Genomic DNA, 15,668 nt, shown 5'->3' with positions numbered 1-15,668 from the left:
AGCAGCCCCAATAGGACCACCACATTCCTTCAGGCAAACCACACCTTCAGGTTTTAGGGCCGCTTCGCAGCCCAGCGCGGGGCAAGCCCGCTCGCCACAGGAAGCCTTTACCACCCGCCGCTAACACTCGTCTACCTGTCAACTTTGACAGTAGCCAGCGACGCCTTCCTGCGGTTCCATGACAGCACACACTGCGCACAAGTCGTTATGAGATGCAGAGGGAGCGGTGATGGAAGCGGTGACGGGCACGATCAAGTCGTATAGCCAAAAAACCGGGGAAGGTTGGATTGCACTAGATAGCGGCGAAGAGCCCGTGCGTGTGGATCTGAGGAGTTCGGGTGAGCGTTGGCTGAAAAATGGCCAGCGCGTGCAATTCGCGAGGATTCATCGGCCCACGGGCATCTTCGCGTTCCATATCAAGATTATTTAGCGACGTGCGTACGGGGTCTCGAACGCGAAGTCAGGAGAACGGCAATGGCAAAAGGCAAAGTGAAGTGGTTTAACGCGGAAAAGGGCTTTGGTTTTATTACGCCTAACGATGGGAGCCCGGATGTTTTCGTCCATTATTCGGCAATCACAGCGGCTGGGTTCAAAACGTTGGAAGAGCAACAAGAGGTAGAGTTCGACACTGCCCAGGGGCCAAAAGGGCTGCAGGCCGAGAATGTGAAGGCTCTATGATCATTTCCACGCTCCCGCGTGGGAACGATCAGTCTGTTGATCCTACCTAGAGTTTGCCCGGTTGGGCCTCGCGTGACGGCTCCCTGTCATCCAGCAATCGCCCCACTTCAATCAACTGCGCAATGCCCAGCGCGCCTTCTCGCTGTGTGCCTTCCAGGTCAAAGGCGAAGTCGCAGGTCAGGGCGTGGGCGGAAGCCAGGGTTTCGGTGAGGTTGACCAGCAGGTCTTCGGTGCTGATGTTGTCGATGAGGGTGAAGAGTACGGTGGGCGGGGGGTTTGGGGTGGGTTTGATCATTGTGAGGCTCCTTACGAAAGTGGAGCCGCCACTGATCGCCGCGACGCGATGGAGGGTGGCAGCTGTACGCAGGTTCGCGGACCGGTCAAGGAGCAACCCGGCATACCCGAAGGTATCCCGCGCACAGCCGCCATAGCGCCGCACAGTAGACGATAAAAAACCGCTTACTGAAAGGGAGATGGTGCTTTTGCTCCGTAGTAAACCGGGCCGCGACGCCCGGCCGCTGCGGTTGCAGCGGTGTACGGAGACTAGAGAGCGAGTTTCCTAGGGGCAACCTTAAAACCCTGTCGGAAATTTCCTCAATGGCAGCAGATGTACACAGATCCAAATGTGGGAGCTGGCTTGCCTGCGATGACTGACTCATGGCTGGCCCTTGAGGTGACTGGCACACCGCAATCGCAGGCAAGCCAGCTCCCACCCTTGAATCGGTTCCCACGCGACGATCGTCGGCCTGAATCCAAAGTTGGAAGGCTTCTTGCAATACCGCTTCCAGGACGCCTCACAGCGTCAAAACTTTGCTTCAAGGAACACGAGGAATACCGGTGGTAGATCGCTCTCAAATGCTCAACACGGCCCGTGGCACCCTGACTGACTTGTCGCGGGGCAACCTGGGTGTGCCGTTGTTGTTGCTGGTGATGCTGGCAATGATGATGTTGCCGATGCCGCCGTTCCTGCTCGACGTGTTTTTCACCTTCAACATCGCCCTGTCTGTCGTCGTGCTGCTGGTCTGCGTCTACGCCCTGCGGCCGTTGGATTTCGCGGTGTTCCCCACCATTCTGTTGATCGCAACCCTGCTGCGCCTGGCGCTGAACGTGGCGTCCACGCGGGTGGTCATGCTCCACGGCCAGGACGGCCACGCCGCCGCCGGTAAGGTGATCCAGGCCTTCGGTGAGGTGGTGATCGGCGGTAACTACGTGGTCGGTATCGTGGTGTTTGCGATCCTGATGATCATCAACTTCGTTGTGGTGACCAAGGGCGCCGGGCGGATTTCTGAGGTGAGCGCGCGGTTTACCCTCGACGCCATGCCCGGTAAGCAAATGGCGATCGACGCCGACCTCAACGCCGGCCTGATCGACCAGAACCAAGCCAAATCCCGTCGCCTGGAAGTCGCCCAGGAAGCCGAGTTCTACGGCTCCATGGACGGTGCCAGCAAATTCGTACGCGGTGATGCCATCGCTGGCCTGTTGATTCTGTTCATCAACTTGATCGGCGGGATAGCCGTCGGCATCTTCCAACACGGCATGACCTTCGGCGATGCGGGCAGGGTGTACGCCTTGCTGACCATCGGTGACGGTTTAGTGGCGCAATTGCCATCACTGTTGTTATCCACAGCGGCGGCCATCATGGTCACCCGTGCTTCGGGCTCCGAAGACATGGGCAAGCAGATCAGCCGGCAGATGTTCGCATCGCCCAAGGCCCTGGCCGTGGCGGCCGGCATCATGGCGATCATGGGCATCGTGCCGGGCATGCCCCACGTATCATTCCTGACCATGGCGGCCCTGGCCGGTGGCGGCGCCTACCTGTTCTGGAAAAAGCAAAACGCCGTCAAGGTTCAAGCGTTGCAGGAGGTCGCGCGTCAGCAGGAGTTGCTGCCATCCCCGGCCCGCACCCAGGAAACCAAGGAGCTGGGCTGGGACGACGTAACCCCGATCGACATGATCGGCCTGGAAGTCGGCTACCGCCTGATTCCGCTGGTGGACCGCAACCAAGGTGGGCAATTGCTCGCGCGGATCAAGGGCGTGCGTAAGAAGCTGTCCCAAGACCTGGGCTTCTTGATGCCCACCGTGCATATCCGCGACAACCTCGACCTGGCACCCAGCGCCTACCGCCTGACCCTGATGGGCGTGATCCTCGCCGAAGCCGAGATTTACCCCGACCGCGAACTGGCGATCAACCCCGGTCAAGTCTTCGGCACGCTCAACGGCATCACCGCCAAAGATCCGGCTTTTGGCCTGGAAGCGGTGTGGATCGAAGTCAGCCAGCGCAGCCAGGCGCAATCGCTGGGGTACACCGTGGTCGACGCCAGCACGGTGGTCGCCACCCACCTTAACCAGATTCTGTACAAGCACTCCCACGAGCTGATCGGCCATGAGGAAGTCCAGCAATTGATGGGGTTGCTGGCCAAAGCCTCGCCAAAATTGGCCGAAGAGCTGGTGCCGGGCGTGTTGTCGCTGTCGCAATTGCTCAAGGTGTTGCAGGCGTTGCTCGCCGAACAGGTGCCGGTACGCGACATTCGCAGCATTGCCGAGGCCATCGCTAACAATGCCGCTAAGAGTCAAGATACTGCCGCGCTGGTGGCGGCGGTGCGCGTCGGGTTGTCCCGCGCAATCGTGCAAAGCATTGTAGGGGTTGAGTCTGAGCTGCCTGTGATCACCTTGGAGCCAAGGTTGGAACAGATATTGCTCAATAGTATTCAGAAGGCCGGACAAGGCCAGGAAGAAGGCGTTCTGCTGGAGCCAAGCATGGCTGAAAAGCTGCAGCGTTCGTTGATCGAAGCCGCTCAGCGCCAGGAAATGCAGGGCCACCCAGTGATTCTGCTGGTGGCAGGCCCGGTCCGCGCGATGTTGTCGCGGTTTGGACGCCTGGCAGTGCCGAATTTGCACGTTTTGGCTTATCAGGAAATTCCTGACAACAAGCAAGTGACTATCGTCGCGACAGTAGGGCCCAACGGCTGAGGTAGTGGGATATGCAAGTTAAGCGTTTTTTCGCCGCCGATATGCGTCAGGCCATGAAACTGGTACGTGATGAGCTGGGCGCCGATGCCGCGATTATCGGTAACCGTCGTATTGCCGGCGGTGTCGAGCTGACGGCTGCCCTGGATTACACGCCCTCGGCGCTGGCGCCGCGCGTGCCGAACATGGAACTCGAAGACGAGTTGCGCAAGACCGCCTCGCGCATTGTCTCGGCCCAGGCTGAGCTGAGCATGCGTGGCGACAGCGACGCCACCACCAATCGCCAGCTGTTCGCCGGCCTGCCGCTTACTGCTTCCGAGCCGCTGGTGGAACCAACATTCAAAGAGCCGCCACGTCCTGCAGCGCCGGCACCGGCCGCCGCAGTCGACCAACGCGTGTTTGATTCGATGCGTTTTGAACTCAATGGCCTGCGTGAGCTGCTCGAAGTACAGTTGGGCTCCTTGGCGTGGAACCAGTTGCAAGGCAGTAAGCCGCAACAGGCTAACCTGTGGCGTCGCCTGCAACGGATCGGCCTGTCCGGCCCGTTGTCCCGTGACTTGCTGGCGCTCACCGCCGAGGTCGAGGAGCCGCGCCAAGCCTGGCGCATGTTGCTGGCGCACTTGGCGCGCATGATCGTCACCCCGGAAATCGAACCCCTGGAAGAGGGCGGTGTGATTGCCATGGTCGGCCCTGCCGGCATGGGCAAGACCACCACCCTGGCCAAGCTGGCGGCGCGTTATGTGCTCAAGTACGGCGCGCAGAACATCGCGCTGGTGAGCATGGACAGCTACCGCATCGGCGCCCAGGAGCAGCTCAAGACCCTGGGCCGCATCCTCAATGTGTCGGTGACCCACGTCGACCCGGGCCAGTCCCTGGCCAACGCCCTCGACCCGCTGCTGCGCAAGCGCGTGGTGCTGATCGACACCGCCGGCCTGCAAGCCAGCGACCCGGCGCTGCGCATGCAGCTGGAAAGCCTGGCCGGGCGTGGCATCAAGTCGAAGAATTACCTGGTGCTTGCAACCACCAGCCAGAAACAGGTTCTTACCGCTGCCTACCACAGCTACAAGCGCTGCGGCCTGGCCGGTTGCATCCTCACCAAGCTCGACGAAACCGCGAGCCTGGGCGAAGTGCTGAGCCTGGCTATCAGTCATGAATTACCGGTTGCTTACCTGACCGACGGGCCGCGGATTCCGGATGATCTGCATCTGCCGCGCCGTCATCAGTTGGTCAGCCGTGCTGTCAGCGTGCAAATGCAAGAAGAGCCTAGCGAGGAAGCGATGGCCGATATGTTCGCCGACCTTTACCACCACCCGGCAAAACGGGTCGGTTGAGGCGGGATGAACACCGTGAAATGTACCTACATCGATGGTCTGCAAGCGATTCACGCGGCCAAGCCATGTAGCCTGCGTCTAAGCAAGACAAGGTAAAGAAATAAAATGGGCAGCATGCATCCCGTACAGGTGATCGCGGTGACCGGCGGCAAAGGTGGCGTCGGGAAAACTAACGTGTCAGTGAATTTGTCCCTGGCCCTGGCAGAGCTTGGCCGTCGCGTCATGCTGCTGGATGCTGACCTGGGCCTGGCGAACGTCGACGTTCTGCTGGGGCTGACACCCAAACATACCCTTGCCGATGTGATCGAAGGCCGCTGCGAGCTGCGCGATGTGCTGCTGCAGGGCCCCGGTGGCATTCGTATCGTGCCGGCCGCCTCGGGCACCCAGAGCATGGTGCACCTGAGCCCGGCGCAGCATGCCGGCCTGATCCAGGCGTTCAGCGATATCGGCGACAACCTCGACGTGCTGGTGATCGACACCGCCGCCGGGATCGGCGAGTCGGTGGTCAGCTTTGTGCGCGCCGCGCAAGAAGTGTTGCTGGTGGTCTGCGACGAACCTACGTCGATCACCGACGCCTACGCCCTGATCAAATTGCTTAACCGTGACTACGGCATGAATCGCTTTCGCGTGTTGGCCAACATGGCCCAAAGCCCGCAAGAAGGGCGAAACCTGTTCGCCAAGTTGACCAAGGTCACGGATCGCTTCCTCGATGTCGCCCTACAATACGTGGGCGCAGTTCCCTATGACGAGTGTGTACGCAAGGCTGTGCAAAAGCAGCGTGCAGTCTACGAAGCGTTCCCTCGTTCCAAATGCGCATTGGCGTTCAAGGCTATTGCTCAGAAGGTCGATACTTGGCCGTTGCCCGCTAACCCTCGGGGGCATCTGGAGTTTTTCGTCGAGCGATTGGTGCATCAGACGAGCGCAGGACCGGTGCTATGACAGCCAGCGGCTACAACCTTTACAAAAAGTCGGCACGTGACAGCCAGGGCGAGTTGATCGAGCGCTATGCGCCGCTGGTCAAGCGCATTGCCTACCACTTGCTGGCACGCCTGCCCGCCAGCGTGCAGGTCGAAGACCTCATCCAGGCCGGCATGATTGGTTTGCTCGAAGTGTCGACCAAATACGACGCGAGCAAAGGCGCGAGTTTCGAGACGTATGCGGGTATTCGTATACGTGGCGCGATGCTCGATGAGGTGCGTAAAGGGGATTGGGCGCCGCGTTCGGTACACCGCAACACGCGAATGGTCAGTGACGCAATTCGCTCAATTGAAGCAAAAACCGGTCGTGACGCTAAAGATCATGAAGTTGCGGCCGAACTCCAATTGAGTCTCGACGATTACTACGGGATTTTGAACGATACCTTGGGCAGCCGCCTGTTCAGTTTCGACGACCTGTTGCAGGACGGCGAACACGAAGGGCTGCACGAGGATGGCGCGAGTGCACATCTGGAGCCGTCGCGCGACCTGGAAGACGAACGTTTCCAGGGGGCGTTGGCGGACGCGATTGCCAATTTGCCGGAGCGTGAGCGACTGGTGTTGTCGCTGTACTACGACGAAGAGCTGAACCTCAAGGAAATCGGTGAGGTCCTGGGGGTCAGCGAATCGCGTGTCAGCCAGTTGCACAGCCAGTGCGCAGCCCGCTTGCGGGGGCGATTGGGAGAGTGGCGCACGCGCTGACAGGCAGTGTGGGGACACTGCAGACGCTACCGCGAAGGCTGCATGCTTTCGCGGGTTCGTTGCGTGGTGCCCTGGGCAGTCCTTTTTGTGTAACGCCTGTTGATTGAAATGGCGCGTCCAGGTGCTGGGCGCGTTTAAGACTGCTTGGAGGTCGAATTGGACAAGAACATGAAAATCCTCATCGTTGATGACTTCTCAACGATGCGGCGGATCATAAAAAACCTGTTGCGTGACCTTGGGTTCACTAACACGGTCGAGGCGGATGACGGCATTACGGCGATTCCGATCCTCAACAGCGGGAGCATTGACTTTCTGGTAACCGACTGGAACATGCCGGGCATGACCGGCATCGACTTGCTGCGCCACGTGCGCGCCGATGAAAAACTGCGCAGCCTGCCTGTGTTGATGGTGACCGCCGAAGCCAAGCGTGAACAGATCATCGAAGCCGCCCAAGCTGGGGTAAACGGCTACGTGGTCAAGCCATTCACTGCACAGGCCTTGAAAGAGAAGATCGAAAAAATCTTCGAACGCATCGGTCATTGATGCTGCCACGGGGGAGCTATGGAGCATAAAGAAACGTCACAGGGAGACTTTGAGTCGACCCTGAAAAAGCATGCTCACCAGTTGGTTGAAAGCCTTGAAAAAGGCCAGTTCGGCGACGCGGTGCAGTTAATCCATGAGCTTAACCAGACCCGTGACCGCGGCCTGTACCAGGAAGTGGGCAAGCTCACACGCGAGCTGCACAGTGCGATCGTCAATTTTCAGATTGACCCGCACATGCCCCAGGCCGAAGAAATTTCGCAAATTACCGATGCCACCGAACGCCTGTCCTATGTGGTCAGGCTGACAGAGGCGGCGGCCAACCGCACCATGGACCTGGTGGAAAACGCAACGCCCTTGGTCAATGGCATGACCACCGAAGCACAAGCCCTGAGCGTTGACTGGGGCCGCTTCATGCGTCGCGAAGTGGGGGCCGAAGAGTTTCGTGATTTGGCGCGTCGGGTCGACGGCTTTTTGTCGCGCAGCGAGCAGGACAACCGTACGGTTGCCAGCAACCTCAATGACATTCTGCTGGCCCAGGATTACCAGGACCTCACCGGTCAGGTGATCAAACGCGTGACCCAACTGGTCACCGAAGTGGAAAGCAACCTGCTCAAATTGGTGCTCATGGCCGGCCAAGTTGATCGTTTTGCCGGCATCGAACATGACCGCGAAGCGATCCTCTCGGAAAAAGATCCACAAAAACATCTCGCCAAGGGTGAAGGTCCGCAGATTCATGCCGATAAACGTGAAGACGTTATGTCAGGTCAGGATGACGTAGATGACCTGTTATCCAGTTTAGGCTTCTAAGGAGCACCCACATGAGCTTCGGCGCCGATGAAGAAATCCTTCAGGATTTCCTTGTAGAGGCCGGCGAAATTTTAGAGCAACTGTCCGAACAACTGGTCGAGCTGGAAAGTCGACCGGATGATGCGAACCTGCTCAATGCAATTTTTCGCGGTTTTCACACTGTAAAAGGGGGCGCCGGCTTCCTCCAGCTCCATGAGCTGGTGGAGTGCTGTCACATCGCCGAGAACGTGTTCGACATCCTGCGTAAGGGTGAGCGCCACGTCGACTCGGAACTGATGGACGTGATTCTGGAAGCATTGGATGCGGTCAACGGCATGTTCAGCGAAGTGCGCGAACGTGCCCCGATCACAGCGGCCACGCCGGAACTGCTGGCCGCCCTGGCGCGCCTGGCAGAACCTGCCGCCACCCCGGCTGCGCCGGTGGTGGAAGCAGCGCCTGCTGCGGTTGCTGAGCCGGAAGCGGATGTGACCGACAGCGAGTTCGAGCAGTTGCTCAACTCCCTCAGTGCGGTGAAGGCCGAGGCTGAGGCGCCGCAAGCGCCGCAAGCGCCTGCTGCGCCCGCAACGCCGACCAGCGAAGACATCACCGACGCAGAGTTCGAATCCCTGCTCGACCAGTTGCATGGCAAAGGCCAGTTCGCCGCTGACGTGGTGGCACCCGCCGCCGAGTCGAAAGCGCCAGCGGCCCCGGCCAGCAACGACATTACCGACGACGAATTCGAAGCGTTGCTCGACCAGCTGCATGGCAAAGGCACGTTTGTCGCTGAAGCCTTGCCGCAAGTTGCCGCGACCGCCGCAGCCCCAGTCGCCGGTGCAGCACCTGCCAGTGCGGCACCAGCGGGCGACGGGCTGATCTCTGATCACGAGTTCGAAGCCCTGTTGGATGATTTGCACGGCAAAGGCAAGTTCACCGAAGTGGCCCCGGCCGCTGCGGCGACTGCCGCCCCGGTAGCGGCGAAACCCGCACCGGCCGCCATCCCGGCTGCCGCCAAACCCGCTCCAGCCCCTGCAGCCGCCCCGGCACCTGCGCGAGCTGCGGCGGCGCCGGTGGCCGACAAGCCTGCCAGTGAAGCCGAAACCACCGTGCGCGTTGATACCGCGCGCCTGGACGACATCATGAACATGGTCGGCGAGCTGGTGCTGGTGCGTAACCGTCTGGTGCGCTTGGGCTTGAACAGCGGCGATGAAGCCATGCAAAAGGCTGTGTCGAACCTCGACGTGGTCACCGCTGACTTGCAGACCGCGGTGATGAAAACGCGGATGCAGCCGATCAAGAAAGTCTTCGGCCGCTTCCCACGTCTGGTTCGCGACCTGGCACGCCAGCTCAAGAAAGAAATCAACCTGGAACTGGTGGGTGAAGAAACCGACCTCGACAAAAACCTTGTCGAGGCCCTGGCCGACCCGCTGGTCCACTTGGTGCGCAACGCCGTTGACCACGGCGTGGAAACCCCGGAAGAACGCGAAGCCTCGGGCAAGTCCCGTAACGGCAAGGTGATTCTGGCGGCCGAGCAAGAAGGCGACCATATCCTGCTGTCGATCACCGATGACGGCAAAGGCATGGACCCGGCGATTCTGCGCAATATCGCGGTCAAGCGTGGCGTGATGGACAAAGACGCCGCCGACCGCCTGACCGACACTGAGTGCTACAACCTGATCTTCGCCCCGGGCTTCTCGACCAAGACCGAGATTTCCGACGTGTCTGGCCGTGGTGTGGGCATGGACGTGGTGAAGACCAAGATCAGCCAGCTCAACGGCTCGATCAATATTTACTCGACCAAGGGCCAGGGCTCGAAAATCGTCATCAAGGTGCCGTTGACCTTGGCGATCATGCCGACCCTGATGGTGATGCTGGGCAACCAGGCGTTCGCCTTCCCGCTGGTCAACGTCAACGAGATCTTCCACCTCGACCTGTCACGCACCAACGTGGTGGACGGCCAGGAAGTGGTGATTGTGCGCGATAAGGCGTTGCCACTGTTCTACCTCAAGCGCTGGCTGGTGGCATCGGCCAAACATGAAGAGCAGCACGAAGGCCATGTGGTGATCTTGTCCGTGGGCACCCAGCGCATCGGCTTTGTCGTCGATCAGTTGGTGGGCCAGGAAGAAGTGGTCATCAAGCCTTTGGGCAAAATGCTGCAGGGAACCCCGGGCATGTCGGGTGCGACCATTACCGGTGACGGTCGGATCGCGCTGATTCTTGATGTTCCGAGCATGCTCAAGCGTTACGCCGCACGGCGTATTTGATTCTGGTGGGGCAGGGCGGTATTGCCCGCCCCGCCTAACGGAGTGTTTATGGCAGTCAAGGTCCTGGTGGTGGACGATTCGGGTTTCTTCCGCCGCCGCGTCTCGGAAATTCTTTCCGCCGATCCAACGATCCAGGTGGTCGGCACGGCCACTAACGGCAAAGAGGCGATTGATCAAGCCATTGCGCTGAAGCCGGACGTGATCACCATGGACTACGAGATGCCGATGATGGATGGCATCACGGCAGTTCGACACATCATGCAGCGCTGCCCTACGCCGGTGTTGATGTTCTCCTCGCTCACTCATGAAGGCGCCCGGGTCACCCTGGATGCGCTGGATGCGGGTGCGGTGGACTTCCTGCCGAAGAATTTCGAAGATATCTCGCGCAACCCCGAGAAGGTCAAGCAGATGCTGTGCGAGAAGGTGCACAGCATTTCGCGCAGTAACCGTCGCAGCCTGTTCAGTGCGCCGGCGCCTGCACCGGTTACGCCGCCGCCCGCAGCCCCGAGCACCTTTGGTCGCCCGGCACCTGCGCCGGTTGCGCGTCCGGCCGCCGCTCCTGCGCGTGCAGCTGCGCATTCGCCTGCACCCAAGCGCAAAGCCTACAAGCTGGTGGCCATCGGTACGTCCACGGGCGGCCCGGTTGCCTTGCAGCGGGTGTTGACCCAGCTGCCAGCCAACTTCCCGGCGCCGATCGTGTTGATCCAACACATGCCGGCTGCGTTCACCAAGGCATTTGCCGAGCGTTTGGACAAACTGTGCCGCATCAGCGTCAAGGAAGCCGAGGATGGCGACATCCTGCGTCCTGGCCTGGCGCTGCTGGCCCCGGGCGGCAAGCAGATGATGGTGGATGGCCGTGGTGCGATTAAAATCCTGCCGGGCGACGAGCGTTTGAACTACAAGCCGTGCGTGGACATCACCTTCGGTTCGGCTGCCAAGTCCTACGGCGACAAAGTTCTGGCGGTGGTGCTCACCGGCATGGGCGCCGACGGCCGTGAAGGCGCACGCCTGCTCAAGCAGGGCGGCAGCGCGATTTGGGCCCAGGACGAAGCCAGCTGCGTGATCTATGGCATGCCCATGGCCATCGTCAAGGCTGACCTGGCCGACGCCGTCTACAGCCTGGACGACATCGGCAAGCATCTGGTGGAGGCCTGCCTCTGATGGATGTCTTGAGCCTGATTGGCATCACCATGGCGTTTGTCGCGATTATCGGCGGCAACTACCTTGAAGGCGGCCACCTTGGCGCCTTGGCCAACGGCCCGGCGGCATTGATCGTGATTGGCGGCACGGTGGGCGCAGCGTTGTTGCAATCGCCGATGAGCTCGTTCAAACGTGCGATGCAGATCCTGATCTGGATTATCTTCCCGCCGCGCGTCGACCTGCCCGGTGGCATCGATCGCGTGGTCAATTGGAGCCTCACCGCGCGCAAGGAAGGCCTGCTGGGCCTGGAAGGCGTGGCCGATGCCGAGCCCGACAGCTACGCGCGCAAAGGTCTGCAGTTGTTGGTGGACGGCGCCGAGCCGGAAGCGATTCGCAGCATCCTGGAAGTGGACTTTCTCACCCAGGAAAGCCGCGACATCAACGCCGCCAAAGTCTTTGAAAGCATGGGCGGCTACGCGCCGACCATCGGCATTATCGGTGCGGTGATGGGCCTGATCCACGTGATGGGTAACCTGGCCGACCCGTCGCAGTTGGGCAGCGGGATTGCCGTGGCGTTTGTCGCCACCATTTACGGCGTGGCGAGTGCCAACCTGGTGTTGTTGCCGGTGGCCAGCAAGCTCAAGTCGATTGCTATGCGTCAGTCGCGTTACCGCGAAATGTTGCTGGAAGGCCTGTTGTCGATTGCCGAGGGTGAGAACCCGCGCTCCATCGAATTGAAGCTCCAGGGCTTCATGGATTGATGGGAGGGATTGAGTGTGAGCCGTCGCCGCCGCGAGCCTGAAGAACACGTCAACCATGAACGCTGGCTGGTGTCCTACGCCGACTTCATTACCTTGCTGTTCGCGTTTTTCGTGGTGATGTACTCCATCTCATCGATCAATGAAGGCAAGTACAAAGTCATTTCCCAGGCGCTGGTCGGCGTGTTCAACGACACCGACCGTGCCCTCAAGCCGATTCCAATCGGCGAAGAACGACCCAAGACCGTGACTCCGGCCAAGCCGCTGGTCAACGACAGCGATGAAACCGCCGCTGGCATCGGTGGCACCAGCGACCCTCTGAAAAGCATCGCCGACGACATCAGTGCCGCATTTGGCGACCTGATTAAATCGAACCAGATGACCGTGCGTGGCAATGAGTTGTGGGTGGAGATCGAGCTTAACTCCAGCCTGCTGTTCGCCAGCGCCGACGCGATGCCGAGCGACCAAGCGTTCACCATCATCGATAAGGTGGCGGCGATCCTCAAACCGTTTGAAAACCCTATCCACGTCGAAGGCTTTACCGATAATTTTCCGATTGCCACCGCGCAGTACCCGACCAACTGGGAGCTGTCGTCGGCACGTGCCGCGAGCATCGTGCGCATGCTTGCGATGCAGGGCGTGAACCCTGGCCGGTTGGCGTCGGTGGGCTATGGTGAGTTCCAGCCGGTGGCCAATAACGCCACGGCGGAAGGCCGCGCGCGTAACCGTCGCGTGGTGCTGGTGGTGTCGCGCAACCTAGATGTTCGCCGCAGCCTGACCGGTACCGGCACCGCTAATGCAACACCGGATGCGGCCTTGAAGCGGGCTGGCACACAAACTGCACCGCCAACCGTTAAGCCGTCGGTTCGTCAGAGTGCCGTCAATTCTCCGTCACCGGCTCAATAACTTTATGCATTGTCTCGGTCGCGCTTTAGCCCACCGGGAGGAATCAACCGAATGAGAGTCTGGGCAGTTGCCAATCAAAAGGGTGGGGTCGGCAAGACCACCACCTCCATCGCCTTAGCCGGCTTGCTGGCTGAGGCGGGCAAGCGTGTGGTCGTGGTCGACCTCGACCCGCATGGCTCGATGACCAGCTATTTCGGCTACGACCCTGATGCGCTGGAGCACAGCTGCTACGACCTGTTTCTGCACAAGGGCAGCGTGCCTGCCGACCTGCCTGGGCAACTGCTGCTGCCCACCAGTAACGAAAGCATTTCCCTGCTGCCGTCCAGCACCGCGCTGGCCACCCTTGAGCGCCAGTCGCCGGGGCAGAGCGGCTTGGGCTTGGTGATCGCCAAGACCCTGGCGCAGCTGTGGCAGGACTTCGACTACGCCATCATCGACAGCCCGCCGTTACTCGGCGTGCTGATGGTCAACGCCTTGGCGGCCAGCCAGCAACTGGTGATCCCGGTGCAGACCGAGCACCTGGCGGTCAAAGGCCTGGAACGCATGGTCAGCACCTTGGCGATGATCAACCGTTCGCGCAAACAGGCGCTGCCGTTCAGCATCGTGCCCACCCTATTCGACCGTCGGACCCAGGCGTCTCTCGGCACTTTACGTGTGTTGCGTGACGCTTACCCCGAGACCATCTGGAATGGCTATATTCCGGTGGACACGCGCCTGCGTGACGCCAGCCGCGCGGGCCTCACGCCTTCGCAGTTCGACGGCAAAAGCCGTGGTGTGCTGGCCTACCGTGCGTTGCTCAAGCATTTGCTGTCGCAGCAACTTGTGGCGCAGGTGGCGTGATGAACCGTCCCGTTCAACTCAAGACCCGGCCGCAACTGGCACTGGAATCCTACCTGGATGCGTTGCTGCAGGACGCGACCGAGGAGGAACTGCCGGAACCGATTCTGGTACTTGAGCCTGCCGTCGTAGAGCCCGAAAGCACGCTGGATGAATTCCAGTTGGCGGTGCTCGAAGAACAAGCCCGCGATGCGCACGTCGTGCCGGTTGTTGTGCCGGTTGCGCCGGTTCTTGTGGCGCCTGTTGTGGTCGAGCCTGTGGTGGAAGTCCATCTGCCACCGAGCATCACGCCGCCGCCGGTGACCGGTGATGGCCGACCGTCGTGGGCCGCCGAGCCGTTCGAATGCCTGCTGTTCGACGTCGCCGGGTTGACCCTGGCGGTGCCGCTGGTGTGCCTGGGTTCGATCTATTCGCTGGAAGGCCAGGAGCTGACGCCACTGTTCGGGCAGCCGGAGTGGTTCCTCGGCATCCTGCCAAGCCAAGCCGGCAACCTCAAGGTGCTGGACACCGCGCGTTGGGTCATGCCCGACCGTTACCGCGATGACTTTCGCCAGGGCTTGCAATACGTGATCTCGGTGCAGGGCTACGAGTGGGGGCTGGCGGTGCATCAAGTCAGCCGCTCGTTGCGCCTGGACCCAAATGAAATCAAATGGCGCAGCCACCGGGGCCAACGGCCGTGGTTGGCGGGCACCGTGATTGAACACATGTGCGCGTTGCTGGACGTCGCTGAGCTGGCCGAGTTGATCGCCAGTGGCGCCGTCAAGGCGATGGCGCCGAACACACACAGTTGATTGAATAATAAGGCCCGCATGCGAGTGCGGTCAGCGAAGTACACACGCCGAGTAAAACGGCATTTGAAGGGGTCAGTGGTATGAATAAGTCAGCGTCCGCACAAGGTTTGGATGATCCGATCCTGCAATGGGTTACCTTCAAACTGGACAACGAGTCCTATGGCATCAACGTGATGCGCGTGCAAGAAGTGCTGCGCTACACCGAGATCGCGCCGGTTCCGGGTGCTCCAAGCTATGTGCTGGGCATCATCAACCTGCGCGGCAACGTCGTGACCGTGATCGACACCCGCCAGCGTTTTGGCCTGGTGCCGACCGAAGTCAACGACAACACCCGTATCGTTATCATCGAAGCCGACAAGCAAGTGGTCGGGATCATGGTCGACAGCGTGGCCGAAGTGGTTTACCTGCGCCAATCGGAAGTGGAAACCGCGCCGAACGTCGGTAATGAAGAGTCGGCCAAGTTCATCCAGGGCGTGTGCAACAAGAACGGCGAGCTGCTGATTCTGGTTGAGCTGGACAAGATGATGAGCGAAGAAGAATGGTCGGATCTGGAGAACATCTGATTGTTTCTTGAAGCAGCGGTGATTGTCCTGGCCCTGTTGTGGGCTGGGACGGTGGCGTTCCTGCTGCGCTATATGCGCCAGCAACGGGAATTGGCCTTGCAACAGGCCGAGCGCGATGCCGTGCGTGACCGGCGCATCCTCGACCTGGTCAAGCGTGTGGATCACTTCCAGCAGAGTGCGGTGAAGGTCGGGGACGAGGTGCATGAACTGCGCGCGGTCCTGGCGCCGTTGCCGGACAAGCTGGCGCAGATCGAACAGCGCGACCCTTCGAGCCTGTCGTTTGCCCAGGCGGCGAAGCTGGTGGGCATGGGCGCGACCGTGGATGAGCTGACCCAGTCGTGCGGGTTGACCCAGGCTGAGGCGCAGTTGATGAGTAAGTTACACAAGAGCTGATAGCGGATTTTTCCGGTCAACTGGAGCCCGATACAGTC

17 protein-coding genes are annotated in these 15,668 nt (G+C 60.5%); 16 read left to right on the top strand and 1 reads right to left on the bottom strand.

Annotated elements, in window-relative coordinates; genetic code table 11:
- Window positions 1-229: 229 nt before the first annotated feature.
- Window positions 230-430, top strand: a complete 201-nt coding sequence (locus tag K0P33_RS22915) for a cold shock domain-containing protein (RefSeq protein WP_094950755.1) — start codon at window positions 230-232, stop codon at window positions 428-430.
- 44 nt (window positions 431-474) lie between these two features.
- Entirely contained in the window at window positions 475-678 is a 204-nt protein-coding gene (locus K0P33_RS22910; protein WP_094950756.1) for a cold-shock protein, read from the top strand.
- Between the two features lie 46 nt (window positions 679-724).
- Here the strand turns inward: K0P33_RS22910 and K0P33_RS22905 are convergent, their stop codons facing one another.
- Complete coding sequence (locus K0P33_RS22905) at window positions 725-973, bottom strand: DUF6124 family protein (protein ID WP_242151597.1); 249 nt, start codon at window positions 971-973, stop codon at window positions 725-727.
- A gap of 560 nt (window positions 974-1,533) precedes the next feature.
- On the opposite strand from K0P33_RS22905, the gene flhA reads away from it, so the two are divergent.
- The 14 genes from flhA (at window position 1,534) to K0P33_RS22835 (ending at window position 15,630) form a co-directional block, all read left to right on the top strand.
- Window positions 1,534-3,648, top strand: a complete 2,115-nt coding sequence (gene flhA, locus K0P33_RS22900; RefSeq protein WP_094950758.1) for a flagellar biosynthesis protein FlhA — start codon at window positions 1,534-1,536, stop codon at window positions 3,646-3,648.
- 11 nt (window positions 3,649-3,659) lie between these two features.
- Window positions 3,660-4,976, top strand: a complete 1,317-nt coding sequence (gene flhF, locus K0P33_RS22895; protein WP_094950759.1) for a flagellar biosynthesis protein FlhF — start codon at window positions 3,660-3,662, stop codon at window positions 4,974-4,976.
- 105 nt (window positions 4,977-5,081) lie between these two features.
- On the top strand, window positions 5,082-5,915 hold the full coding sequence (fleN, locus tag K0P33_RS22890; protein WP_003192912.1) for a flagellar synthesis regulator FleN: 834 nt from the start codon (window positions 5,082-5,084) through the stop codon (window positions 5,913-5,915).
- The gene (gene fliA, locus K0P33_RS22885; protein WP_094950761.1) at window positions 5,912-6,652 is read left to right on the top strand and encodes an RNA polymerase sigma factor FliA; all 741 of its coding nucleotides are present in this window, start codon (window positions 5,912-5,914) and stop codon (window positions 6,650-6,652) included. The genes fleN and fliA overlap by 4 nt, the downstream gene beginning before the upstream one ends.
- Before the next feature lie 168 nt (window positions 6,653-6,820).
- A complete protein-coding gene (locus tag K0P33_RS22880) occupies window positions 6,821-7,195 on the top strand; it encodes a chemotaxis response regulator CheY (RefSeq protein WP_242151595.1) in 375 nt (124 codons plus the stop codon).
- Window positions 7,196-7,213: 18 nt separating this feature from the next.
- A complete protein-coding gene (locus tag K0P33_RS22875) occupies window positions 7,214-8,002 on the top strand; it encodes a protein phosphatase CheZ (protein ID WP_094950762.1) in 789 nt (262 codons plus the stop codon).
- A gap of 11 nt (window positions 8,003-8,013) precedes the next feature.
- The gene (locus tag K0P33_RS22870; protein WP_242151593.1) at window positions 8,014-10,242 is read left to right on the top strand and encodes a chemotaxis protein CheA; all 2,229 of its coding nucleotides are present in this window, start codon (window positions 8,014-8,016) and stop codon (window positions 10,240-10,242) included.
- Between the two features lie 48 nt (window positions 10,243-10,290).
- Entirely contained in the window at window positions 10,291-11,403 is a 1,113-nt protein-coding gene (locus K0P33_RS22865) for a chemotaxis response regulator protein-glutamate methylesterase (RefSeq protein ID WP_094950764.1), read from the top strand.
- Window positions 11,403-12,143, top strand: a complete 741-nt coding sequence (locus K0P33_RS22860; RefSeq protein ID WP_094950765.1) for a flagellar motor protein — start codon at window positions 11,403-11,405, stop codon at window positions 12,141-12,143. The genes K0P33_RS22865 and K0P33_RS22860 overlap by 1 nt, the downstream gene beginning before the upstream one ends.
- A gap of 15 nt (window positions 12,144-12,158) precedes the next feature.
- The gene (motD, locus tag K0P33_RS22855) at window positions 12,159-13,046 is read left to right on the top strand and encodes a flagellar motor protein MotD (protein ID WP_094950797.1); all 888 of its coding nucleotides are present in this window, start codon (window positions 12,159-12,161) and stop codon (window positions 13,044-13,046) included.
- 51 nt (window positions 13,047-13,097) lie between these two features.
- Entirely contained in the window at window positions 13,098-13,886 is a 789-nt protein-coding gene (locus K0P33_RS22850) for a ParA family protein (protein ID WP_017134961.1), read from the top strand.
- A complete protein-coding gene (locus tag K0P33_RS22845; RefSeq protein WP_242151591.1) occupies window positions 13,886-14,674 on the top strand; it encodes a CheW domain-containing protein in 789 nt (262 codons plus the stop codon). Before K0P33_RS22850 ends, K0P33_RS22845 begins: the two co-directional genes overlap by 1 nt.
- 80 nt (window positions 14,675-14,754) lie before the next feature.
- Window positions 14,755-15,237 (top strand): chemotaxis protein CheW, encoded by a 483-nt coding sequence (locus tag K0P33_RS22840; RefSeq protein ID WP_003236843.1) that lies wholly within the window; start codon window positions 14,755-14,757, stop codon window positions 15,235-15,237.
- Window positions 15,238-15,630 (top strand): DUF2802 domain-containing protein, encoded by a 393-nt coding sequence (locus K0P33_RS22835; RefSeq protein WP_094950767.1) that lies wholly within the window; start codon window positions 15,238-15,240, stop codon window positions 15,628-15,630.
- Window positions 15,631-15,668: the final 38 nt, after the last annotated feature.

It is taken from the genome of Pseudomonas sp. ArH3a, assembly GCF_022648765.1.
Taxonomy (GTDB): Bacteria; Pseudomonadota; Gammaproteobacteria; order Pseudomonadales; family Pseudomonadaceae; genus Aquipseudomonas.
Note: the sequence above shows the minus strand (reverse complement) of the source record. Positions and strands in the feature narration are given on the sequence as shown.